At 63.4% G+C, this 23,990-nt stretch carries 21 protein-coding genes; 12 read left to right on the top strand and 9 right to left on the bottom strand.

Features of this window, described 5'->3' with window-relative positions:
- The first annotated feature begins 252 nt into the window (after nucleotides 1-252).
- The gene (gene bcaP, locus ACO550_RS01780) at nucleotides 253-1,662 is read left to right on the top strand and encodes a branched-chain amino acid transporter BcaP (protein ID WP_315596464.1); all 1,410 of its coding nucleotides are present in this window, start codon (nucleotides 253-255) and stop codon (nucleotides 1,660-1,662) included.
- Here bcaP and ACO550_RS01775 read toward each other — a convergent pair whose 3' ends face one another.
- Nucleotides 1,663-3,063: a PLP-dependent aminotransferase family protein gene (locus ACO550_RS01775; RefSeq protein ID WP_315596463.1), complete on the bottom strand. Its 1,401-nt coding sequence runs from the start codon at nucleotides 3,061-3,063 to the stop codon at nucleotides 1,663-1,665.
- Nucleotides 3,064-3,243: 180 nt separating this feature from the next.
- Between ACO550_RS01775 and ACO550_RS01770 the strand changes: the two genes are divergently transcribed.
- The 4 genes from ACO550_RS01770 to ACO550_RS01755 all read left to right on the top strand — a co-directional run bounded on the left by ACO550_RS01770 (nucleotide 3,244) and on the right by ACO550_RS01755 (nucleotide 8,534).
- Complete coding sequence (locus tag ACO550_RS01770) at nucleotides 3,244-3,582, top strand: DUF2917 domain-containing protein (protein ID WP_315596462.1); 339 nt, start codon at nucleotides 3,244-3,246, stop codon at nucleotides 3,580-3,582.
- Nucleotides 3,583-3,829: 247 nt separating this feature from the next.
- Nucleotides 3,830-7,117 (top strand): fused isobutyryl-CoA mutase/GTPase IcmF, encoded by a 3,288-nt coding sequence (gene icmF, locus ACO550_RS01765; RefSeq protein WP_315596461.1) that lies wholly within the window; start codon nucleotides 3,830-3,832, stop codon nucleotides 7,115-7,117.
- A 79-nt stretch (nucleotides 7,118-7,196) separates the two neighbouring features.
- Nucleotides 7,197-7,634 (top strand): HIT domain-containing protein, encoded by a 438-nt coding sequence (locus ACO550_RS01760; RefSeq protein ID WP_315596460.1) that lies wholly within the window; start codon nucleotides 7,197-7,199, stop codon nucleotides 7,632-7,634.
- An 18-nt stretch (nucleotides 7,635-7,652) separates the two neighbouring features.
- Nucleotides 7,653-8,534: a 3-hydroxybutyryl-CoA dehydrogenase gene (locus ACO550_RS01755; protein WP_485994171.1), complete on the top strand. Its 882-nt coding sequence runs from the start codon at nucleotides 7,653-7,655 to the stop codon at nucleotides 8,532-8,534.
- 150 nt (nucleotides 8,535-8,684) lie between these two features.
- Here the strand turns inward: ACO550_RS01755 and ACO550_RS01750 are convergent, their stop codons facing one another.
- Nucleotides 8,685-9,365, bottom strand: coding sequence for a cyclic nucleotide-binding domain-containing protein (locus ACO550_RS01750; RefSeq protein WP_315596458.1), 681 nt, complete (start codon nucleotides 9,363-9,365; stop codon nucleotides 8,685-8,687).
- A gap of 237 nt (nucleotides 9,366-9,602) precedes the next feature.
- Between ACO550_RS01750 and ACO550_RS01745 the strand changes: the two genes are divergently transcribed.
- The 7 genes from ACO550_RS01745 to ACO550_RS01715 all read left to right on the top strand — a co-directional run bounded on the left by ACO550_RS01745 (nucleotide 9,603) and on the right by ACO550_RS01715 (nucleotide 18,193).
- A complete protein-coding gene (locus ACO550_RS01745; protein ID WP_315596457.1) occupies nucleotides 9,603-11,567 on the top strand; it encodes an AMP-dependent synthetase/ligase in 1,965 nt (654 codons plus the stop codon).
- A gap of 18 nt (nucleotides 11,568-11,585) precedes the next feature.
- Nucleotides 11,586-12,527 (top strand): ABC transporter ATP-binding protein, encoded by a 942-nt coding sequence (locus ACO550_RS01740; RefSeq protein ID WP_315596456.1) that lies wholly within the window; start codon nucleotides 11,586-11,588, stop codon nucleotides 12,525-12,527.
- A 22-nt stretch (nucleotides 12,528-12,549) separates the two neighbouring features.
- Entirely contained in the window at nucleotides 12,550-13,464 is a 915-nt protein-coding gene (locus ACO550_RS01735; RefSeq protein ID WP_315596455.1) for a branched-chain amino acid ABC transporter permease, read from the top strand.
- Between the two features lie 12 nt (nucleotides 13,465-13,476).
- On the top strand, nucleotides 13,477-14,553 hold the full coding sequence (locus tag ACO550_RS01730; RefSeq protein ID WP_315596454.1) for an ABC transporter permease subunit: 1,077 nt from the start codon (nucleotides 13,477-13,479) through the stop codon (nucleotides 14,551-14,553).
- 53 nt (nucleotides 14,554-14,606) lie between these two features.
- Nucleotides 14,607-15,944, top strand: a complete 1,338-nt coding sequence (locus tag ACO550_RS01725; protein WP_315596453.1) for an ABC transporter substrate-binding protein — start codon at nucleotides 14,607-14,609, stop codon at nucleotides 15,942-15,944.
- Nucleotides 15,945-16,109: 165 nt separating this feature from the next.
- A complete protein-coding gene (locus tag ACO550_RS01720; protein ID WP_315596452.1) occupies nucleotides 16,110-16,925 on the top strand; it encodes an ATP-binding cassette domain-containing protein in 816 nt (271 codons plus the stop codon).
- 17 nt (nucleotides 16,926-16,942) lie between these two features.
- Nucleotides 16,943-18,193 carry a phenylacetate--CoA ligase family protein gene (locus tag ACO550_RS01715; protein WP_315596451.1) on the top strand — a complete coding sequence of 417 codons (1,251 nt, stop codon included), beginning with the start codon at nucleotides 16,943-16,945 and terminating at the stop codon, nucleotides 18,191-18,193.
- Here ACO550_RS01715 and ACO550_RS01710 read toward each other — a convergent pair.
- From ACO550_RS01710 to ACO550_RS01680, 7 genes are all read right to left on the bottom strand, one after another.
- Nucleotides 18,184-18,660, bottom strand: coding sequence for a YbaN family protein (locus tag ACO550_RS01710; protein WP_315596450.1), 477 nt, complete (start codon nucleotides 18,658-18,660; stop codon nucleotides 18,184-18,186). The genes ACO550_RS01715 and ACO550_RS01710 overlap by 10 nt on opposite strands.
- Nucleotides 18,661-18,690: 30 nt before the next feature.
- Nucleotides 18,691-19,668, bottom strand: a complete 978-nt coding sequence (locus ACO550_RS01705; RefSeq protein ID WP_315596449.1) for a nitronate monooxygenase — start codon at nucleotides 19,666-19,668, stop codon at nucleotides 18,691-18,693.
- A gap of 276 nt (nucleotides 19,669-19,944) precedes the next feature.
- Entirely contained in the window at nucleotides 19,945-21,138 is a 1,194-nt protein-coding gene (locus ACO550_RS01700) for a class I SAM-dependent methyltransferase (protein WP_315596448.1), read from the bottom strand.
- A 4-nt stretch (nucleotides 21,139-21,142) separates the two neighbouring features.
- A complete protein-coding gene (locus ACO550_RS01695) occupies nucleotides 21,143-21,451 on the bottom strand; it encodes a DUF493 family protein (RefSeq protein ID WP_315596447.1) in 309 nt (102 codons plus the stop codon).
- 9 nt (nucleotides 21,452-21,460) lie between these two features.
- The gene (locus tag ACO550_RS01690) at nucleotides 21,461-22,666 is read right to left on the bottom strand and encodes a serine hydrolase (RefSeq protein ID WP_315596446.1); all 1,206 of its coding nucleotides are present in this window, start codon (nucleotides 22,664-22,666) and stop codon (nucleotides 21,461-21,463) included.
- 43 nt (nucleotides 22,667-22,709) lie between these two features.
- Nucleotides 22,710-23,354, bottom strand: a complete 645-nt coding sequence (locus ACO550_RS01685) for a CocE/NonD family hydrolase (protein WP_315596445.1) — start codon at nucleotides 23,352-23,354, stop codon at nucleotides 22,710-22,712.
- 74 nt (nucleotides 23,355-23,428) lie between these two features.
- A complete protein-coding gene (locus ACO550_RS01680; RefSeq protein WP_315596444.1) occupies nucleotides 23,429-23,749 on the bottom strand; it encodes a (2Fe-2S) ferredoxin domain-containing protein in 321 nt (106 codons plus the stop codon).
- Nucleotides 23,750-23,990 lie beyond the last annotated feature (241 nt).

Here is a 23,990-nt window from a genome sequence, read left to right as displayed (position 1 = left end):
CCTCTCCCGCCTGCGGGAGAGGGGCGGGGGAGAGGGCCGGCGGCTCAAGCCGAGACAGGTCGCAACTTGAACCTCATGCCCTCTCCCCCAACCCCTCTCCCGCGCGCGGGAGAGGGGGCAAAGAGTCGCCAAGGCGCGCATCAGCGCGCCCTTTCGCCGGCGGCGCTGCGGTTCACGAGACGTGCAGGACAAGTCGCCGATGCGACCTGTTCCACCTATAGTCATATCGATGACTGCACCCGGAGCCGCGCCATGAGTCTCTTCCGCACCAAGAACATAGAATCGATGCTCGATGTCAGCGAGCATGACGGATTGCGCAAGGTGCTGGGACCGGTCGACCTGGTGTTGATGGGGATCGGTGCCATTATTGGCACGGGCATCTTCGTGCTGACCGGCACGGGCGCGCTCACCGCTGGCCCGGCACTGACCGTGTCGTTCGTCATCGCCGCGATGGCGTGCGGTTTTGCAGCGTTGTGCTACGCAGAGTTTGCCTCGGCAATTCCTGTTTCCGGATCGATCTATACCTACAGCTATGCCACGCTGGGCGAGATCATCGCGTGGATGATCGGGTGGGACCTGCTGCTCGAATATGGATTGGCCACGTCGGCGGTGTCGGTCGGATGGTCGGGCTATTTCCAGTCGTTGATCGCGGGCTTCGGCATTCATCTGCCGCCGGCGCTTGCCGCGGCACCCGGGTCGGTGCCCGGGGTGGAAACATTCCTGAACCTGCCCGCGATCCTGATCATGCTGGCCATCACGTGGGTGGTGTCATATGGCGTGCGCGAGTCGGCGCGGCTCAATAACGTGATGGTGGCCATCAAGATCAGCGTGGTGCTGATGTTCATCGTGGTGGGCGTCTGGCACGTAAAGCCGGCCAACTGGGAACCGTTCGCACCGTTCGGCTTTTCCGGCATCTTCAATGCCGCCGCGCTGGTGTTCTTTGCCTTTATCGGCTTCGATGCGGTGACCTCGGCCGCCGAGGAGGTGCGCAACCCGGGCCGCGACCTGCCGATCGGCATCATCGGGTCGCTGGCGGTCTGCACCATCCTGTATGTTGCCGTGGCAGCCATCATGACCGGCATCGTGCCATTCATGAAGTTCGAAGGTGTCGATCATCCGGTGTCGCTGGCGCTGCAGTACGCGGGGCAGAACTGGGTGGCCGGGTTTGTGGACCTCGGCGCCATCCTGGGCATGACCACCGTGATCCTGGTGATGACCTATGGCCAGACACGCATCATTTTCGCGATGTCACGCGATGGCCTGCTGCCCGAGGCGCTGTCGACCGTGCATCCGGTGCATGCCACGCCGTTCACGGCCACATGGACCGTTGGCATCATCTTCGCGGCGATCGCCGGTTTCGTGCCATTGAATGTGCTGGCCGAGCTGATCAATATCGGCACGCTGTCGGCGTTCACGCTGATCTCGGTGGCCACGCTGGTGCTGCGGCGCACGCATCCGCATCTGCATCGCACGTTCCGTTGCCCGGGGGTACCAGTGGTGCCGTTGCTGTCGGTTGCGTTCTGCGTGTTCCTGATGGCCCATCTGCAGGCGCTGACGTGGATCGCATTCCTGTGCTGGCTGGCCCTGGGCCTCGTGATCTATTTCGCCTACTCGCGTCGCAACGCCGTGCTGCACAACCACGGCGGCGACGCGCAGGGCTGACTATCTGCTGCCCGCATCTTCGAGGAACGCCCGTGAGCGTTCCTCGCCCGCGTAGGCGGAGTTGATGCGCACCCAGGCCGAGGTCTCGCCGCCGGGCCGGAAGAAATGCCCCGGCGCCAGTGCAATGCCATATTGCTCCGCCAGCGTGACGAGCTCGCGAGAATCCTCGATACCGCGTGGGCGCGCCCAGAGGAAGTTGCCACCGGCCGGCTCGCAGAACACCTCCCACTGATACTGGCCGAGAATCTTGACGGCGTCGGCAGTGACTTCGCGCGTGCGCACGCGCAGCCGTTCCACATACTTGCGGTAGTTGCCGCGTTCGAGCATCGTTGCCGTAACGGCCTCGGCAAAGTGTGAGCCCGCCACGCTTGTCAGCACCTTCACATCGATCAGGTCCTTGATCAGTGTTTTGTCCGCGACGAGATAACCGACGCGCAGCGCCGCCGATACCGTCTTGGAGAATCCGCCGATATAGATCACGTGTTCGAGCTGGTCGAGCGTGGCCAGCCGGTCGGTGAAACTGAGCTGGAAATCCGAGAAGATGTCGTCCTCGACAAAGCGGAAGTTGTGCCGGCGTGCAAGCTCCAGCAACCGGAATGCCACCGGTGGTGCCAGGGTCGATCCCGTGGGGTTTTGCAGCACGCTGTTGGTGAAGAACAGCTTGGGCTTGTGTTCGCGCAAAAGCCGTTCGCAGGCCTCGGGATCAGGGCCGTTTGGCGTGTGCGGTACGCCCACCAGCTGCACGCCGTGCATGCGCAGCAGGCCAAACAGGTTGTAGTAGCCGGGGTCTTCCACAAAGACCGTATCGCCGGGCTTGAGCAGGTGCCGCACGATAAGGTCGAGTGCCTGGCTGGCACCCGAGGTGATCAGGATCTGCGACAGTTCGGCCTGGATGCCCACCTGCCGCACGCGCGTCAGCACCTGCTTGCGCAGCGCGGGATGCCCGAGCGGCGTAGCGTAGTGAATCACGCTGTCGATATCGTGCCGCGTGATATGGCGGATCGCCTGCGTCAGGCCTTCCACGTCGCGCCATTCCTCGGGCACGAAGCCACCCGCCAGCTTCAGCATGCCGCTGGGATGGTGGAACTGGTCGATGATATGCAGCGACAGGTCTTCGGCGAGGCTTGGGTCCGACCATCCGCGGCCGCTGCGACCGGCCAGCGCGCTGTCCGCCACATAGAAGCCCGAGCCCTGGCGCGAGGCGACCAGTCCTTGGGAGACCAGCCGGTCATAAGCCTCGATGACCGGAAAGCGGCTGATCTTGTGCTCGGCGGCCAGTGCGCGGATCGATGGCAGGCGCGCGCCGGGCGTGGCTTCGCGCGAACTGATCCACGATTTCACGCCAAGCACGATCTGCTCGGTCAGTGGCACGCCGGTGGAAGAGTCGAGGATGAGCTTCATGGGTGTCGGATGCGGCAACTGTCAGTAAAAACTACTGAACAGTTCAACCAAAACTGTTCGGAACTGTGCATGGGATTGTAGATCGCGCCATGAATAATGGAAGCGTGGCGCAGCGCCCCCCTTTTATCGCTCATGGCATTGATCCAGAGCGGCTGCGCCGGGCAAGACAAGGAGACGCCCATGCGTGAACTCAGGACTTTCGAACTTGATGAACCGGGCCGGCCTGTTAGCTGGCGCGCGCGCCACGGCCAAAGCGTGACCGCGCTGGAAGGCCGCCTGTGGCTGACCGTGGAAGGGCAGGTTGCCGACATCTGGCTGCGCCCTGGCGACGTGTACGCGCTGGTCGAAGGCGAGCGTGTCTGGTTGTCCGGAGAAGCGCCAACGGCGCGCTTCCTGCTGACCGAAACGCCGGCGCCGTGGTCGTTGCGCCGTGGCGTGTACCTGGCACGTCAACTGATGCGCCGCTGGAACGGGCGCAAGACCGATGCGTTTGGCGATTGCCCCCAGGCCAGCGCCTGACCGATTCTCTCTCCCTGCCTCGTGATCCGGAGGCCGCTTCCATGACATTCCTGCGGGAGTGTGCGGCCACCGGGCTCTTTTTCCATCCGCTTTGCCGTGCGACGATGCATCTGGTGACGATCGGTGCTTTCCCGCGTCCCTGGACTTACGTTAACGTAAACGTCATATAATCGTCCGGCCCCTGTCAGTGCGGTCGTCAGAACCGCCAACGGGTGGCAGCCAGCCACATAACAGAGCGGTGGAGACAATGACTGATCTTTCGGATGTGAGCAGGACGGCGGCCGCCAAATCCCAGGCGAGCGCCGGCAGCGGCCCGGCCAACAAGGTGCGCTTTGTCACTGCGGCGTCGCTGTTCGACGGCCATGACGCGTCGATCAACATCATGCGGCGCATTCTTCAGTCGCATGGCTGCGAGGTGATCCACCTCGGCCACAACCGCTCGGTACATGAAGTGGTGACCGCCGCGCTCCAGGAGGACGTGCAGGGCATTGCCATCTCGAGCTACCAGGGCGGCCATGTCGAATACTTCAAATACATGATCGATCTGCTGCGCGAGCACGGCGGCGAACACATCCAGGTGTTCGGCGGCGGCGGCGGCGTGATCGTGCCCGATGAAATCCGCGAACTGCAGGCTTATGGCGTGGCCCGGATCTATAGCCCGGAGGATGGCCAGCGCATGGGCCTGGCCGGCATGATCGCGGACATGGTGCAGCGTTGCGATATCGACCTGACCGGCTACGCACCGACCGCGCTCGACGGCGTGTCAAGCGGCGACCGCCGCGCGCTGGCGCAACTGATTACCGCGCTGGAGAACGGCAGCGCTGCGCCGTCGCTGGTCAGCGCGCTCCACGACCAGGCCCGGACCGCGACCACGCCGGTACTTGGCATCACCGGTACTGGCGGTGCCGGCAAGTCGTCATTGACCGACGAACTGATTCGCCGCTTCCGCCTGGACCAGCAGGATGCGCTGTCGATCGCCGTGATCTCGATCGATCCGTCGCGCCGCAAATCGGGCGGCGCCTTGCTGGGCGACCGCATTCGCATGAATGCGATCAATCATCCGAACATCTTCATGCGTTCACTGGCAACGCGCGAAGCGGGCTCTGAAATCTCGCAGGCCCTGCCTGACGTGATCGCCGCCTGCAAGGCCGCGCGCTTCGACCTGGTGATCGTGGAAACCTCGGGCATCGGGCAAGGCGACGCGGCCATCGTGCCGCACGTCGATCTGTCGCTATATGTGATGACCCCCGAGTTCGGCGCGGCCAGCCAGCTCGAGAAGATCGACATGCTCGATTTTGCCGACTTCGTGGCCATCAACAAATTTGACCGCAAGGGCGCGCAGGACGCGTGGCGCGACGTGGCCAAGCAGGTGCAGCGCAACCGCGAGCAATGGCACAGCAACCCCGACGAGATGCCGGTCTATGGCACGCAAGCATCACGCTTCAACGACGATGGCGTGACCATGCTCTACCAGGGGCTGGTCCAGGCTTTGTCGGCGCGCGGGCTGGTGCTCAGGCCTGGCGTGCTGCCGCAACTGACGGGACGCATTTCCACGGGCCAGAACGTGATCGTGCCACCCGCGCGCAGCCGCTATCTGGCCGAACTGGCCGATACCGTGCGGGCTTACCATCGCCGTGTGGCCGGGCAAAGCAAGCTGGCACGCGAGCGCCAGCAGTTGCGCGCGGCACGCGCCATGCTGAAGTCCGCCGGCAAGGATGCAGACGGGCAGGCGCTGGAAACCCTGGCCACCGAGCGTGACGCGTCGCTGGGCAGCGTCGAACGCAAGCTGCTGGCGATGTGGCCGCAAATGCAGGCCGCCTACGGTGGTGACGAGTACGTCGTGAAGATTCGCGACAAGGAGATCCGCACCGGGCTGATCACGACCACGCTGTCGGGCACCAAAGTGCGCAAGGTCGTGCTGCCACGCTTCGAGGATGAAGGCGAAATCCTGCGTTGGCTGATGCGCGAGAACGTGCCGGGCAGCTTTCCGTACACCGCCGGCGTGTTTGCCTTCAAGCGCGAGGGCGAGGATCCCACGCGCATGTTTGCGGGCGAAGGCGATGCATTCCGCACCAACCGCCGCTTCAAGCTGGTGTCGGAAGGCATGGATGCCAAGCGGCTCTCAACCGCGTTCGACTCGGTCACGCTGTATGGCGAAGATCCGCATGAGCGTCCGGACATCTACGGCAAGGTGGGCAACTCCGGCGTATCGATTGCCACGCTCGAAGACATGAAGGTGCTCTATGACGGCTTCGACCTGACCAGCCCCAGCACGTCGGTGTCGATGACGATCAACGGCCCGGCGCCGACCATCCTGGCGATGTTCATGAACACCGCGGTCGACCAGAACCTGGACCGGTTCCGCGCCGACAACGCTCGCGAACCCACCGCCGACGAGGAGTCCAAGATTCGCGCCTGGGTGCTGCAGAACGTGCGCGGCACGGTGCAGGCCGATATCCTCAAGGAGGATCAGGGCCAGAACACCTGCATCTTCTCGACCGAGTTTTCGCTGAAGGTGATGGGCGATATCCAGGAGTATTTCGTCCATCACCAGGTGCGCAATTTCTATTCGGTGTCGATCTCTGGCTATCACATCGCCGAGGCCGGCGCGAACCCGATCTCGCAACTGGCTTTTACGTTGGCCAACGGCTTCACCTACGTGGAGGCGTACCTTGCGCGCGGCATGCACATCGACGACTTCGCGCCCAACCTGTCGTTCTTCTTCTCGAACGGCATGGACCCCGAGTACAGCGTGCTGGGCCGCGTCGCACGCCGCATCTGGGCGGTGACCATGCGCGACAAGTATGGTGCAAACGATCGCAGCCAGAAACTCAAGTACCACATCCAGACTTCGGGCCGCTCGCTGCATGCACAGGAAATCGACTTCAACGATATCCGCACCACGCTCCAGGCGCTGATCGCGATCTACGACAATTGCAATTCGCTGCACACCAATGCCTACGACGAAGCGATCACCACGCCCACGGGCGAATCGGTGCGCCGCGCGCTGGCCATCCAGCTGATCATCAATCGCGAGTGGGGCGTGGCAAAGTGCGAGAACCCGAACCAGGGCAGCTTCCTGATCGAGGAACTGACCGACCTCGTGGAAGAAGCCGTGTTGCAGGAGTTCGAACGCATTGCCGAACGCGGCGGCGTGCTCGGAGCGATGGAAACGGGCTACCAGCGCGGCAAGATCCAGGAAGAGTCGCTGTACTACGAGCAGCTCAAGCACGACGGCACGCTGCCGATCATTGGCGTCAATACCTTCCGCAATCCGAATGGCGACCCCACGCCACAAACGCTGGAACTGGCGCGTTCGAGCGAGGACGAGAAGCAGAGCCAGTTGAGCCGCCTGGCGGAATTCCAGGGCAGCCATGCGCCGGATGCGACAGCTATGCTCGACCGCCTGCGCCAGGCCGTGATCGATAACGGTAACGTGTTCGCGGTGCTGATGGATGCGGTGCGCGTGTGCTCGCTGGGGCAGATCACGCACGCGTTGTTCGAAGTTGGCGGGCAATACCGTCGCAACATGTAGCCGGAGACAGTTCACGCGGCGGGGCGCTGGGGCTACACTCTTCGTTCCGCCGCAAGCCGGACCCATCTCCGAGACATTCATGCAAGCCGAGTACGACAGCAACAATATCTTTGCCCGCATCCTGCGTGGCGAACTCCCGTGCTTCAAGATCTACGAGGACGCGGATGCTATCGCGTTCCTGGACATCATGCCCCAATCCGACGGTCATGCGCTGGTGGTGCCGAAGGAGGCTGCGGTGGATCTGTTCGGCCTTTCCGAGGCCGGTGCGGCCGCGGCCATCCGCGTCACGCAGATCGTCGCGCGCGGCGTACGCGAAGCATTCCAGCCGGACGGCGTGGTGATCAGCCAGTTCAATGGCGCGGCAGCCGGGCAGACCGTGCCGCACGTGCACTTCCATATCGTGCCGCGCTACACCGACCAGGCCCTGCGCGGTCACGCGCGCCAGCAACAGGACATGGCAGTGCTCAAGCAGCACGCCGAACGGGTGGTGGCTGCGCTGGCGAAGCTGCAGGCGTGAGCCCCCGAATCGAAACGAATCTCTGACAAAGCAAGGAAGCGAGACATGGCAATCAAGACAGTGGGCATCGTAGGTGCCGGCACGATGGGCAACGGCATTGCGCAGGCATGCGCGGTGGCGGGCCTAGATGTGGTGATGGTGGATATCAGCGAGGCGGCGGTACAGAAAGGCGTTGCCACCGTGGCGTCGAGCCTGGACCGGCTGATCAAGAAGGAAAAGGCCACCGAAGCCGACAAGGCCGCCGCGCTGTCGCGTATCCATGGCAGCACGTCGTATGAGGATCTGAAGCGCACCGACATCGTGATCGAGGCTGCCACCGAGAACTACGATCTCAAGGTCAAGATCCTGAAACAGATCGATGCCATCGTCGGCCCCGACGTGATCGTGGCTTCGAACACCTCGTCGATCTCGATCACGAAGCTCGCCGCGGTGACCTCGCGCGCCGATCGTTTCATCGGCATGCATTTCTTCAACCCGGTGCCGATGATGGCGCTGGTGGAACTGATTCGCGGCCTGCAGACCAGCGATGCCGCGCATGCCGATGTGGAAGAGCTGGCGAAGCAACTGGGCAAGTATCCGATCACGGTCAAGAACAGCCCGGGCTTCGTGGTCAATCGCATTCTCTGCCCGATGATCAACGAGGCATTCTGCGTGCTTGGCGAAGGCCTGGCATCGCCAGAAGAAATCGACGAAGGCATGAAGCTCGGCTGCAACCATCCGATCGGCCCGCTGGCACTGGCCGACATGATCGGCCTGGACACCATGCTGGCCGTGATGGAAGTGCTGTACACCGAGTTCGCGGATCCGAAATATCGCCCGGCGATGCTGATGCGCGAGATGGTTGCCGCAGGGTACCTGGGCCGCAAGACCGGCCGCGGCGTGTACGTGTACTCGAAGTAAGGATGTATTTTTCTCCCCTCTCCCGCATGGCGGGAGAGGGGCCGGGGGAGAGGGCCCGGCGGTTCAAATTGCGATAACCGGCAAGCAGAACCTCGATGCCCTCACCCCCAACCCCTCTCCCACTTCGCGGGAGAGGGGAGCAAAACAGTGCTACTCGCCGTACTGTCGCAACCCTTCCAGATCGAGTACCTCGATCACGCCATAGTCCACGCGCACCAGCCCCTGCTGCTCCAGCACCTTGAGTGCCTGGTTTGCGCGTTGCCGTGAAATCCCCGCCAACAAGCCGATCTCTTCCTGCGAGATCTCCAGCGTCTTGCCGATGCCGGGATACAGATGCTCATTGAACAGTGACGACACCGCACGCGCCACGCGTGAATCGATGTCGAGCAGGCGTTCGTATTCCACCGCCGCGATGAATTGTCCAAGGCGCTCGTTGAACTGCATCAGCAGGAAGCGCGTAAAAGGCAGGCTGGTATCCAGCAACCACTGAAAAGTGTCGCGCGGCACGAAAGCAATGTGCGAGCGGCGCAGCGCCATCACGTCGTACTTGCGGATCTCGGATTTGAGCACGGCGCCTTCGCCGAACCAGCCGCCCTGCGGCACGCCCGTGAACGTGACTGACTTGCCGGATGGCGACACCGTGGTGATCTTGACGATGCCTTCGACCACGCCAAGCCAGTGCTCGGCCATTTCACCCTTGTGACAGACGTAGTCGCCTTGTGCGTACTCACGCACGGTGGTCACGCGTTTGACACGCTCGCGTTGTTCGGGGCTCAGGTCGACGGCCCAGGCGCTGCGGTCGATGAATTCGTGGTCTGAAGCGGTACGCATCGGACTCCCGTAGGGATTAACCCGGAATTGTCGCCGGCGCGACAACCCGGGGGGATGGCATCGGCTATCTTACGATCACACGGAACCGGCCCTGCCAGCAGTCCTCACCCAACAAGGCAAGGCGGGCGTGATGCGGTGCGGCAATGCCGTGCTGGCAAACGCCCAGTATAGCGACCGGTCTGGCGGCTTGATACCCGGCATGGCACCTACGCCATCCGCAGGGGAGAGGAGACAGCGATGCAGGAATCGTCGGCAACGACCTTCCCGCGATGGCTGCTGGCGCATGCCACGCAGCGGCCCGACCATCCGGCCTATCGCGAGAAGGATCTCGGTATCTGGCAGACCTACAACTGGTCACAGGCCGCGCGCGAAGTGCGGGCCCTGGCCTGCGGCCTGGCGGCGCTGGGTTTCCGCCGTGGCATGAACCTCGCAGTGGTGGGTGACAACCGTCCGCGTCTTTACTGGGCGATGACCGCCGCGCAAGCGCTCGGTGGCGTACCGGTGCCGCTATACCAGGACGCCATCGCCAACGAGATGGTCTACGTGCTGGACGACGCCGAGATCGAGTTCGCGATCGTCGAGGACCAGGAGCAGGTCGACAAGCTGCTGGAGGTGGAGTCGCAACTTTCCACACGCGGACGCGCGGTACGGCATCTGGTCTATGAAGACCCGCGCGGCTTGCGCGATTACGATCATCCGACGCTGCTGTCGTATGAACGCGTGCAGGAAATCGGCCGCGAATACGACCAGGCGAACCCTGGTTTCTTCGACGCGCAGGTGCAGGCGGGCATGCCTGACGACACGGCGATCATTCTCTATACGTCGGGTACCACGGGCAAGCCGAAGGGCGTGTGCCATTCCCATGCGGGCCTGATCGGCGCCGCGCGCAACGGTTGCCAGTTCGATGGCCTCGGTCCCGATGACGACGTACTGTCATACCTGCCGATGGCATGGGTTGGCGACAACCTGTTTTCCTACGCACAGGCCATGGTGGCCGGGTTCACCGTGAACTGTCCCGAGTCGCGTGAAACCGTGATGACCGATTTGCGCGAGATCGGGCCGACCTACTACTTTGCACCACCGCGCATCTATGAAGGCCTGCTTACGCAAGTCATGATCCGCATGGAAGATGCGGGCTGGCTCAAGCGCAAGCTGTTCCACTGGGCCATGAACGTGGCGCGCCGCTGCGGTGCGGACATCCTCGACAAGCGTGGCGTACCGCTGCTGGAACGCATGCGCTACGCGTTGGGCGAAGTGCTGGTCTATGGCCCGCTGCGCAATGTGCTGGGCATGAGCCGGATCCGCGTGGGCTATACGGCTGGAGAGGCGATTGGACCCGACCTGTTCCGCTTCTACCGGTCGATTGGCGTCAACCTGAAACAGTTTTACGGCCAGACCGAAACCTGCGCGTATGTGTGCCTGCAGCCGGACGGCCAGGTCAAGTTCGACTCTGTCGGTCCCGCCGCGCCCGGCATGGAGATTCGTATCGCCGACAACGGCGAAGTGCTGGTGCGTGGCGTTGGACTGCTCAAGGCTTACTACAAGCGCGACGACGCTACACGCGAGGCGATCAATGACGAGGGCTATTTCATGACCGGCGACGCCGGCGTGATCGACGCCGACGGGCACCTGAAGATCATCGATCGCGCCAAGGACGTGGGCAAGCTTGCCGATGGCTCGATGTTCGCGCCCAAGTACATCGAGAACAAGCTCAAGTTCTTCCCGTACATCAAGGAAGCGGTGGCGTTCGGTACCGACCGCGAACACGTCTGCGCGTTCATCAATATCGACTTCGATGCGGTCGGCAACTGGGCCGAACGCCGGCACCTGCCGTACGCGGGCTATGTCGATCTGGCCGGCCAGCCCGACGTGATCGCGATGATTGCCGAGTGCGTGGAGCAGGTGAATGCCGATCTGGTTAACGACGCGATGCTGGCCGGCTCCCAGGTCGCGCGCTTCCTGATCCTGCACAAGGAACTGGACCCCGATGACGATGAACTGACGCGCACGCGCAAGGTGCGGCGCGGCTTTATTGCCGAGAAATACGGCGTGCTGGTTGACGCGCTCTATGCGGGGCGCGCCGAGCAGTTTATCGATACGCGCGTGAAATTCGAGGATGGCCGCGAAGGCAGTGTCTCGGCCACGCTGAAGCTGGTGGACGTGAAGCGCTTTCCGCCCGCGGGCGGTGCGCGCGCGGCTTGAGACACGGAGGCGCACAGCATGACGGTAACCCAGACAGCGTGGCAGGGCGGCATGGCGCGCGTGGATGCCACGGGCGCGATGGTATCGCCCGGCACCATTACGCCACCGGGACGCGCGGAAGGCGCGCCTGACGACAGCGTGCGCACCGGCGACGCCCATCAGCCCGACACCACCGCACGCACGCATACGCGTGGCGATGTGATCCTGGACCTGCAGAACATCTCGCTATCGTTTGGCGGCGTCAAGGCACTGACCGATATCTCGTTCGATGTCTGCGAACACGAGATCCGAGCCATCATCGGCCCGAATGGCGCCGGCAAGAGTTCGATGCTGAACGTGATCAATGGCGTCTATCACCCGCAGCAGGGCCGCATCGTGTTTCGCGGCCAGGAGCGCCGCCAGATGCATCCGACCGCGGCCGCACGCCAGGGTATCGCGCGCACGTTCCAGAACATTGCGCTGTTCAAGGGCATGACCGTGCTCGACAACATCATGACGGGCCGCAACACGCAGTTCCGTACCGGACTGTTCGCGCATGCGCTCTGGTGGGGCCCGGCACGCGCCGAGGAAATGCGCCATCGCCGCAAGGTCGAGGAAGTGATCGACTTCCTGGAAATCCAGGCCATCCGCAAGACGCCGGTGGGACGCCTGCCGTATGGCCTGCAAAAGCGTGTGGAGCTGGCGCGCGCACTGGCGGCCGAGCCGTCGATGCTGCTGCTCGACGAACCGATGGCGGGCATGAACGTGGAAGAAAAGCAGGACATGTGCCGCTTTATCCTGGACGTCAACCAGCAGTTCGGCACCACCATCGTACTGATCGAACACGATATGGGCGTGGTGATGGATATCTCGGATCGCGTGGTGGTGCTCGACTACGGCAAGAAGATCGGCGACGGCACGCCTGCAGAGGTCAAGTCGAATCCCGATGTAATCCGCGCCTACCTGGGCACCTCGCACTGAGCACACCGAAAGGCAAGCGACGATGACCTTCTTCTTTGAAATCCTGATCGGTGGCCTGCTCTCGGGACTGATGTACTCGCTGGTGGCGCTTGGCTTCGTGCTGATCTACAAGGCTTCCGGCGTGTTCAACTTCGCGCAGGGTGCGATGGTCTACTTTGCCGCACTGGCGGTGGTAGGGCTGATGGACAAGGGCATGCCGATGTGGGCCGCGGTGATCGGTGCGTTCATCGTCATGATCATCGTCGGCATGAGCACCGAGCGCTTCGTGCTGCGCAAGCTCGTCAACCAGCCGCCGATCACGCTGTTCATGGCCACCATCGGATTGTCGTTTTTCCTGGAAGGCCTGGGGCCGCTGCTGTTCGGCAACGAAGTGCGGCCGATCCAGCTTGGCATCGTCGACGAGCCGATCGAGGCAATCCTGACGAAGTTCAATATCGTGGTGTCGAAGTTCGACCTCGCCGCCGCGCTGATTGCCGCAGTGCTGGTGGCCGTGCTCGCGCTGTTCTTCCAGTACACCAAGGTGGGCCGTGCGCTGCGTGCGGTGGCCGACGATCACCAGGCGGCGTTGTCGCTGGGCATCCCGCTGCAGAACATCTGGGCCATCGTCTGGGGCGTGGCGGGCTTTGTCGCGCTGGTGGCGGGCATGCTGTGGGGCTCGCGCAATGGCGTGCAGTTCGCGCTGACGCTGACGGCGCTCAAGGCGCTGCCCGTGCTGATCCTGGGCGGCTTCACCTCGGTGCCGGGCGCCATCGTTGGCGGGCTCATCATCGGCGCATCGGAGAAGCTGGCGGAGATCTACATCCCGCCGGTGTTCCAGTCGGTGTTCGGCGGCAATTTCGGGGGAATCGAGGGCTGGTTCCCGTATGTGTTCGCGTTACTGTTCCTGCTGGTCAGGCCCGAAGGCCTGTTCGGCGAGAAACATATCGACCGCGTCTGACGGGAGTCCGCCATGCTCTACCGCGAATCCGGCCAGTTCAAGACCAGCTACGTTGCCGACAGCCAGATCTTCCCGATCCGGCAGGACCGAATCTTCTTCGCGCTGCTGTTGGCGGTGGCGTTCGTCGTGATTCCATTCACGGGCAGCGAGTACTGGTTCAACGCCATCCTGACGCCGTTCCTGATCTTTTCGCTGGCTGCGCTCGGGCTCAATATCCTGACCGGCTATGCCGGCCAGCTGTCGCTGGGTACCGCGGCATTCATGGCTGTCGGCGCCTATGCCGCGTACAACTTCCAGCTACGGATCGAAGGCATCCCGGTGTTGCTGACGTTCATCCTGGCCGGGTTCTCGGCGGCGCTGGTGGGTGTGGCGTTCGGGTTGCCGTCGTTGCGGATCAAGGGCTTCTATCTGGCCGTGGCGACACTGGCCGCGCAGTTCTTCGTGGTGTGGGCGCTGACGAAGTTTCCGTGGTTGTCGAACAATAGCTCGTCCGGGGTGATCACGGCGCAGCGTCTGGACCTGTTCGGCATGCCGATCGATACCCCGGTGAAGAAGTATTTGTTCGTGCTGGGCATCGTCACCGTGCTGGCGCTGCTCGCCAAGAATCTCGTGCGCTCCGCCACGGGCCGCGCGTGGATGGCGGTGCGCGACATGGACGTGGCAGCCGAGGTGATCGGCATCCCGCTGATGCGCACCAAGCTGCTGGCATTCGCGGTCAGTTCGTTCTATTGCGGCGTGGCCGGCGCACTCTATGCATTCTGCTATCTCGGTTCGGTTGAGCCGGACGGCTTTTCGCTGGACTTGTCGTTCCGGATCCTGTTCATGATCATCATCGGCGGCGTGGGCAGCATCCTTGGATCGTTCCTGGGTGCCGCGTTCATCCTGCTGCTGCCGATCTTCCTGGACAACGTGCTGCCGGCCCTGGCAGCGCTGCTGCACCTGCCATTCACCAATGCCACGGTGTCGCATATCCAGTTGATGGTGTTCGGTGCGCTGATCATCTTCTTCCTGATTGTCGAGCCGCACGGACTGGCGCGGCTCTGGCAGATCGCCAAGGAGAAGCTGCGCCTGTGGCCATTCCCGCATTAGGTTTCCCCGAGTCTTTCCCATAACAATGCCCTTTCGAGGGGAAGGAGACTGTGATGACAACCGTGTTTCGCAATGTGCAGCGCGCCGCCCTGGTGGTCAGCGTCGCGGCTGCCCTGCTGGCGCCCGCTTTGCCGGCGCTGGCGCAGGCCAATGACCAGTTTGTTGCGCTGCCAAGCTATCGCGTGGGTCCCTATGGCTCGAACGGGCAGTCGTTCTATGGCGGCTTTGTCGACTACCTGAACTACGTCAATCTCAAGGACGGCGGCGTCAACGGCGTGAAGCTGTCGTGGGAAGAGTGCGAGACCGAGTACAACAACGCCAAGGGCGTCGAGTGCTACGAGCGCCTGAAAGCCAAGAACGGCACCAGCAAGGGTACCGCGTACCACACCATGTCCACGGGCATTTCATATGCGCTGGTGGACAAGACCTCGGCTGACAAGGTGCCGCTGGTGATGATGGGTTATGGACGCACCGATGCGGTCGATGGTTCGGTGTTCCCATACGCATTCCCGCTGGTCACGACCTACCAGATGCAGGTGTCGGCCATCGTGAAGTTCCTGGCCTCGAAGAACGGCGGATCGCTGGCGGGCAAGAAGATCGTCTACCTGTATCACGACTCGGCATATGGCAAGGAGCCGATCGTGGCGCTCGAGGCCGAGGCCAAGCTCGGCAAGTTCAACCTGGTCGAGATTCCGGTGGCGCATCCGGGCAACGAGCAGGGCGCGCAATGGCTCAAGATCCGGCAGGAGAACCCGGACTACGTGATCTTCTGGGGCTGGGGCGTAATGAACCAGACCGCGCTGAAGGCGGCGCAGAAGGTCGGCTTCTCGCGCGACAAGATGATTGGCTCCTGGTGGGCCGGGTCGGAAGAGGACACCGTGCCGGCCGGCGATGCGGCCAAGGGCTATATGAGCGCGACGTGGAACGTGTCCGGCAAGAGCGTGCCGCTGATCGCCGATATCGAGAAGGTGGTCTACGGTGCTGGCAAGGGCAATATGCAGGACAAGAACAAGGTCGGCTCGGTGCTCTATAACCGCGGCGTATCGGCAGCGGTGGTCACCGTTGAAGCGATCCGCGTGGCGCAGGGCAAGTTCGGCAAGGGCAAGGTGATGACCGGCGACGACATGCGCTGGGCCTTCGAGAACCTGAACCTGACCAGCGCGCGGCTTCAGCAACTGGGTGCCACGGGTCTGCTGCCAGAGATCAAGACCAGCTGCGACAACCACGAAGGCTCGGGCAAGGTGAAGATCCAGCAGTGGGACGGCAGCAAGTGGGTGGTGGTGTCGGACTGGATCGAAGGCAACAAGAACCTGATCCACCCGCTATTCAAGGCCACGGCCGCGCAATACGCGAAAGAGAAAGGCATCACGCCAGCGTGCATGAAGTCGTAGAGAGTAATGGTGGTTTTCTCCCCTCTCCCGCGCGCGGGAGAGGGGCGGGGGAGAGGGCCAGGCGGTTCAATCACCGACACGTCGCAACTTGAACCTCAATGCCCTCACCCCCAACCCCTCTCCCGCCGTGCGGGAGAGGGGAGCAAACACACAGGGAAAAGAGACATGACCCTTCTCTCCATCAACAATATCGAAGTCATCTACGATCACGTGATCCTGGTGCTCAAGGGCGTCTCGCTGGACGTGCCGGAAGGCCGGATCGTGGCGTTGCTGGGGGCCAACGGCGCAGGCAAGACCACCACGCTGAAGGCGATTTCCAACCTGCTCCATGCCGAGCGTGGCGATGTCACCAAGGGCTCGATCGAGTTTCGCGGCCAGCGCGTGGATCAGTTGACGCCCAACGACCTGGTCAAGCGCGGCGTGATCCAGGTGATGGAGGGGCGCCACTGCTTCGCGCACCTGACCATCGAGGAAAACCTGCTGACGGGCGCCTACACCCGTGGCTTGTCGCGCGCGGAAACGCGTGACGAACTTGAAAAGATCTACGGTTACTTTCCGCGCCTGAAGACGCGCCGCAAGTCACAGGCTGGCTATACCTCTGGCGGCGAGCAGCAGATGTGCGCGATTGGCCGGGCCATGATGGCCAAGCCGTCGATGATCCTGCTCGACGAGCCGTCGATGGGACTGGCGCCGCAGATCGTGGAAGAGATCTTCGAGATCGTGCGCGGCCTGAATGCACGTGAGAACGTGAGCTTCCTGCTGGCCGAGCAGAACACCATGGTGGCGCTGCGCTATGCGGACTACGGCTATATCCTCGAGAACGGCCGCGTGGTAATGGATGGCGATGCCGAATCGCTGCGCACCAACGAGGACGTCAAGGAATTCTATCTGGGCGTGGCCGCCAACGATGCCGAGGATGGCGCGCGCAAATCATTCCGTGACGTGAAGAGCTATCGCCGCCGCAAACGCTGGCTGGCCTGATTTTCCGAGGCACCGACATGGCTGAATATTTCGATTCGCTGGAAACGCGTGCACCCGCGGAACGCGAAGCCGCACTGCTGGCTGCGGTGCAGCGGCAGGTGGCGCATGCCCAGGCGCATGCGCCGTACTTCGCCGAGATATTGTGTGATTTCGACGCGCGCGAGATTGTCTCGCGCGACACGTTGGCATTACTGCCGGTCACACGCAAATCCGACCTGGCCGCGCGGCAGCGCATGGCGCCGCCGTTGGGCGGGCTTAATGCTACCGCGCTCGGCGGACTGCGCCACGTATTCCAGTCGCCGGGGCCGATTCATGAACCCGACGGTTTTGCCGCCGACTGGTGGCGCACCGCGCGCGCGATGTTTGCGGCGGGCTTTCGTGCCGGAGAGCTCGTCTACAACACGTTCTCGTATCACTTCACGCCGGCCGGCATGATGATGGAATCTGGCGCACACCGGCTCGGTTGTTGTGTATTCCCGGCCGGCGTGGGGCAGACCGAATCGCAGGTACAGGCATTGGCCAGTCTGCAACCTTCGGCGTATGCGGGCACGCCATCATTCCTGAAACTGCTGGTCGAACGCGGCGGCGAAATGGGGCTTCCCTGCGGCAGCCTGACCAAGGCGCTGGTGTCTGGCGAAGCGTGCCCGCCCGCATTGCGTGCATGGTTGCACGATCACGGCATCACTGCGCGGCAGATGTATGGCACGGCGGACCTGGGGCTGATTGCCTATGAAACCGAGGGCGGTGACGGTTGGGTGGTCGACGAAGGCGTGCTGGTGGAAATCGTCGAACCCGGCGGTTCGAAGCCGATGCCCGAGGGCGAAACCGGCGAGGTGGTGGTCACGGTGCTTGGCAATGGCGACTATCCGTTGATCCGCTTTGGCACTGGCGACCTGTCGGCCATCGTTGCCGATTCGACGCATCTGGCCAGCCCGTGCGGCCGTACCAATATCCGTCTGAAAGGCTGGCTGGGTCGTGCGGACCAGGCCACCAAGGTCAAGGGCATGTTCGTTCATCCGGGGCAGGTGGCCGATGTGGTGCGGCGCCATCCCGAGATCCGCGCTGCACGGCTGGTGGTCACCGGCACGGTGGGTGCCGACGTGATGACGTTGCACTGCGATGCCACGCGCGACGATGAGGGGTTGGCGCGAGCCGTGGCCGACTCGATGCGCGAGGTAATGCGCCTGCGTGGCGAAGTGAGCTTTGTCGCGGCCGGAACGTTGCCGCAGGACGGCAAGGTGATCGAGGACGCGCGGCGCTACGACTGAGAGGACTGGTCGCCGGTATCGGGGTAGCCACCGCGAGGCCGGGTTGGCAAGCGGACCATCCAGACCGTGACGGCCAGTCCGATCGCCAGCAAGGTCAGCGACGATACCGGCCGCGCACGCAGCAGCCATGCGGTGGTACCCATTGACAGCCACATCATGGATAGCGCCAGGCATTTGGCGCGAAACGGAATGCTGCGATGGGCCTGCCAGTCGCGCACGAGCGGCCCGAAGCGCTCGTGCGTGATCAGCCAGTGGTGGAATTTCTCCGACCCGCGCGCGAAGCACGCCGCCGCTAGCAGCACGAAAGGCGTGGTCGGCAGCAACGGCAGGAAGATGCCGATGATGCCGAGCACCAGGCTCAGCACGCCGCAAGTGACCCAGAACGCGCGGATTGCGCGTTCGCGGTGCGTCAGCGTTTCAGGCTGGCCGGTTCGGAGGAGCGGGCTTTCGCGGTCGGAAGGTTGCAACGGTTCGGGGGCAAAGGGCGGAAATCGCCCTTATGCTACCAGTCCCAGCCGGGCCCGCGCCGCCTCGTACTCGGTCTTCATGCGCGCCACGATCTCGCCGGCGCTCGGAATGTCATGGATCTGGCCCACACCCTGGCCTGCACCCCAGATGTCCTTCCATGCCTTGGTCTTCGAGCTGCCGCTCGAAAAATCCATCTTGCTCTTGTCGGCCACCGGCAGGTTCTCCGGATCGAGCCCGGAATTCATGATGCTTTCGCGGATGTAGTTGCCGTGCACCCCGGTGAACAGGTTGGTGTAGATGATGTCCGATGCGGCCGAGCTCGTGATCGACTGCTTGTACTCTTCGCTCGCGTGGCCTTCCTTCGATGCGATAAAGCGCGTGCCGACATAGGCAAAATCGGCGCCCATGGCCTGTGCGGCCAGCACGGCATCACCGGTCGCGATCGACCCCGAAAGTGCAATCGGGCCGTCGAAGATCTTGCGCACTTCACCCACGAGCGCGAATGGCGACAGCATCCCGGCATGGCCACCGGCCCCGGCAGCTACCAGGATCAGTCCGTCGACGCCGGCCTCGATGGCCTTCTCGGCATGGCGGATGCTGATTACGTCGTGCAGCACGATGCCGCCGTAGCTGTGCACCGCATCGATCATTTCCTTGGGCGGAGCACGCAGCGAAGTGATGAAGATCGGCACCTTGTGCTCGACGCAGACCTTGATGTCGTGCTCGAGGCGCGCGTTCGACGCATGCACGATCTGGTTCACTGCCACCGGACCCACTGGCTTGCCCGGGTTGGCCGCCTTGAACGCAGCCAGTTCCTCGTCGATCTGCGTCAGCCATTGGTCGAGCAATTCGGCAGGACGCGCATTGAGCGCGGGAAACGATCCGACGATGCCGGCCTTGCATTGCGCCAGCACCAGTTCCGGATAGCTGACGATAAACATCGGCGATGCGATGACGGGCAGGGCCAGGTTTTGCAGGGCGGTTGGAATATGTTTGGCGCCGGGCATGGTGTCTCCTCGATTCCTTGCAAGTGAACGAACTGAACGAACTGAACGATCGTTCGATTATAGGGAGTTTCGGATCGGTGTGGACTGGGGGTAGAGGTCGGCGTCTACGTGAGTTTGCGCCAAAAAAAAGCCCCGTCAAAAGAAGACGGGGCGATTACCACGAAGACTGATAAGAAGAGACGGTCAGACACCTGCCAATGCCTTACCGTGAGACGAATCTTAGTCGGCGTTTGTGACCACCAGAAGACAGCCCCAAACAATTCCGGAAAACCCTGATCAGACCTTTTCCAGCAGCAGTCCCTTCAGGTATTCACCTTCGGGGAACGCGGCAGACATCGGGTGATCGGTTCCCGCCGACAGCCGGCGCAGGATGCGGGCATCGGCGCGCGCATCGGTGACGGCACCGGCCACGATCTTGTGGAACAGTTCCATGCCGATCGCACCGGAACACGAGTACGTGAACAGCAGTCCGCCCGGTCGCAGCAACTGCATGCCGACCAGGTTGATTTCCTTGTAGGCGCGCGCGGCGCGGTCGATATGCTGGGCCGACGGGGCGAACTTGGGCGGGTCCAGCACGATCAGGTCGAACTGGCGGCCTTCGGCGCGGAATTCGCGCAGCATCTTGAACACATCGGCGTCGAGCCAGGTGGCGCGATCCGCATCGAAGCCGTTCAGCGACACATTGTTGGCCGCGATCTTGAGCGCTTCGCCCGACGAGTCGATCGACGTCACCGAGGTGGCACCGCCGCGTAGCGCAGCCAGCGAGAAACCGCCGGTGTAGCAGAAGCAGTTCAGGACCTCGCGGCCCTGTGCCAGGTCACCCACCAGCTTGCGGTTGTCGCGCTGGTCCACGTAGAAGCCGGTCTTGTGCCCGGTGCGCACGTCCACGTAGTAACGCACGCCATGCTCGGTCACCGACAGTTCGGGGTCCGGCTCCGCGCCAGCCAGCACGCCGGTCACGAGCGGCAGGCCCTCGCGCTGGCGTACCGCGGCGTCGGAGCGCTCGTAGACGTTCGGGCACCCGGTTTCCTTGACCAGTGCCTGGACCAGCGCATCCTTCCACTGTTCCACGCCCGCGGCATTGAACTGGCAGACCAGCTGGCCGGTTTCGCCCTGGCCGTAGTAGTCCACCACCAGGCCGGGCAGGCGGTCCGCTTCGCCGAAAATCAGGCGCACGGCGTCGGTGTCGCGCACCCAGCGCTGGCGATGCGCCACCGCGGCGGCCACGCGGCGCTTGAACAGCGCATGATCGACCGGCTCGTTTTCATCGAAGGTCCACACGCGGGCGCGGATCTGCGATTCGGGGCTGTAGGCGGCGCGCGCCAGGAAACGGCCATCCGCGCCACGGACGACCACGGTCGAGCCCGCCTCGCAGCGGCCTTCGGTGGAGGCGATGCCCGTGGCGTAGATCCACGGATGGCGCCGCAGCAGGGATTTTTCCTTGCCCGGCTTCAGGGTAATGACGTTCATGCGGTTACAGCACCACCTTGACCATCGGGTGCGATGTCAGCGTGCGATAGATTTCGTCGAGCTGTTCGCGGCTGGTGACCCATACGGTCACGGTCAGCCCGAGGTAGTTGCCGTTGCGCGACGGACGCATCTCCATCTTGCCGGCGTGGAAGTTCGGGTCGAATCCCTGGATCAGCGTCACGATGGCTTCGGCAAAGCCGTCCTGCATCGCGCCCATGACCTTGATCGGGAAGTCGCTCGGGTATTCGATCAGCGATTGCTCGGGCGGGATATCACCCAGGGTCTTCGGACCGTCGTTCGATTCTGTCGTCATCTGCAAACCTTACTTGCGCTTGAACCAGAGGCGGATCGTATCCCACAGGCGGCCGAAGAAGCCGGCCTCGGGTACTTCCTCGAGCGCCACCACCGGGAACTCGCCCACCTTGTTGGTGCCGTCCATCAGCTTGACCGTGCCCACCTGCTGGCCGGCGGCGATCGGTGCAATCAGCAACTCCTGGCGCTCCAGCACCGGCTTCAGGCGACCGCCCGTGCCCTTGGGCACCGTGACGAACGTCTCGTTGGCCACGCCGATCTTGATCGTGCCAGCCTTACCTTTGTAGATCTCGGGCGTGGCCAGCACCTGGCCCTTGTCGTACAGGCGCAGCGTGTCGAAGAACTGGAAGCCGTAGTTCAGGATCTTCAGGCTTTCCTGGGTACGGGTCTGCTCGGTGGCCGTGCCGATCACGATCGACACCAGGCGGCGCGAACCATTCGGCACGTTGGCCAGCGGACGCTGGGCCGACGAAACCAGGCAATAGCCGGCCGATTTGGTGTGGCCGGTCTTCACGCCGTCCACGGTCGGGTCGATATACAACAGCCGGTTGCGGTTGGGCTGCCTGATCTTGTTATAGGTGAACTCCTTCTGCGAGTACATTGCGTAGTACTCGGGGAAGTCCTTGATCAGCCGCGTGGTCAGCGTGGCCAGGTCCATCGCCGTGGTGTAGTGGTTCGGATCGGGCACGCCGTCGGTGTTCGTGAAGTGCGTGTTCTTCATGCCCATGCGCTGGGCCTCGCGGTTCATCATCGCGACGAAGCCTTCCTCGGAGCCGCCCACGGCCTCGGCCAGCGCCAGCGCGGCGTCGTTGCCCGACTGCACGATCAGGCCCATCAGCAGGTCCTGCACGCTGACCGGCTTGCCGGCCTCGATGAACATGCGCGACTCATCGCTTTTCACCTTGCGCACGATGTCGGTCGGCGTGATGGTCTGGTCCAGCGTCAGGCGCTTTTCCTTGAGCGCCTCGAACGCCAGGTAGGCGGTCATCAGCTTGGTCAGCGACGCAGGTTCGATGCGCAGGTCCGCATTCTGGGCAGCCAGGGCCTGGCCGCTGGTCACGTCGTACAGCATCCAGGACTTGGCGGCGACCTGCGGCATCGGCACGCCTTGCGCCAGGACGGCGGCGGGCGCGGCGGCTAGCGCGGTGGCGAGCGTCGCGGCAACGGCGACGGGGGCAAGGGCGGACACGAATCGCGGCGTGGCTCTGTTCAGCATGTGTAGTTATCCAACGAGAAAAAGTTTGCGCGGACGGGACGGTTCACCGTTCCCACGCGTTGACGACAAGCTGCTTGATCAGGTGCAGCTTGCGGTGGAAGAAATGGTCGGCGCCGGGAATCACGATGACCGGCAATTCCTGCGGGCGGGCCCAGTCGAGCACGCTGGCCAGTGGCACGGTGTCGTCCTGCTCGCCATGGATCACGATGGTATCGGCCGGCACGGTAGCCACATCCCAGCGGCTCGTGGCCGTGCCAACCAGTACCAGGCGCTGTGCCGCCTTGCCGGCTTCGGCCAGGCGGCGCGCCACGTGCGTCTGCACGAAGCTGCCGAACGAGAAACCGCCGAGCGCCAGCGGCAGCGTGGCCACATCGGCCGACCATGCGGTCTGCGTGCGCATCCAGTCGATCACGGCCAACAGGTCGTCCTGCTCGCCAATGCCCTGGTCGTGCTCGCCCGCCGTGCCGCCAACGCCCCGAAAATTCGGCCGCACCGTGGCATAGCCAAGCGCGACGAAGGTGCGCGCCAGCGTCTGGGCCACCTTGTTGTCCTTGGTGCCGGCAAACAGCGGGTGCGGATGCGCCACGAGCGCCAGGCCGCGCACGGCTTCGTTCTGCGGCAGATCGATCGAGATGTCGATGGCGCCGACGGGGCCGGCGATGGAGGTGACCTGGGTATGCGCGTTCATGGTGGCAGGGGCAGGGAACATCGGCACAACAAAAAACCGGGCATCGACCCGGCGCGGCTCGGCGGGTAACCGGATCAGCGATCCACCATCAGGCGCTCGACGGGCTTGCCGTTGACCAGATGGCTGTCGATGATCTCGTCGATGTCCTGCTCGTCGACGAAGGTGTACCAGACGGCCTCGGGGTAGACCACGAGTACCGGGCCAAGTTCACAACGGTTCAGGCACCCGGCCTTGTTGATCCGCACCCGGCCTTCGGCGCCCGCGATGCCCAGTTCCTTGCAGCGCTTCTTGGCGTATTCCTGCATGGCCTTGGCATTGTGGTCCGCGCAACAGGCCTTGCCGTCGTCGCGCTGGTTCAGGCAGAAGAAGACGTGGTGTTTGTAGAAGCTGCTCATGACGGCGAACTGGGATGGCGCGTGGCCGCCTGTGACGACGCAGTGTCAGGCGCGGCATGGCCGTATGGATTCGGAAGCTCGGAATTATACGTGGTCAGCCACTGCGTTCCGCACCGCGGCAACGCCCGGATTTCCGGAATTGGCGAGGCGAACGCCGATCCGGGACCCGATCCACGCATGCCGGCATGCCGGGGAATGCCTTTGTCGACACTTTTTCGGTGCCGGAAGGCCCGGCAGGTGT

The sequence above is a fragment of the Cupriavidus sp. genome, assembly GCF_057315035.1.
Note: the sequence above shows the minus strand (reverse complement) of the source record. Positions and strands in the feature narration are given on the sequence as shown.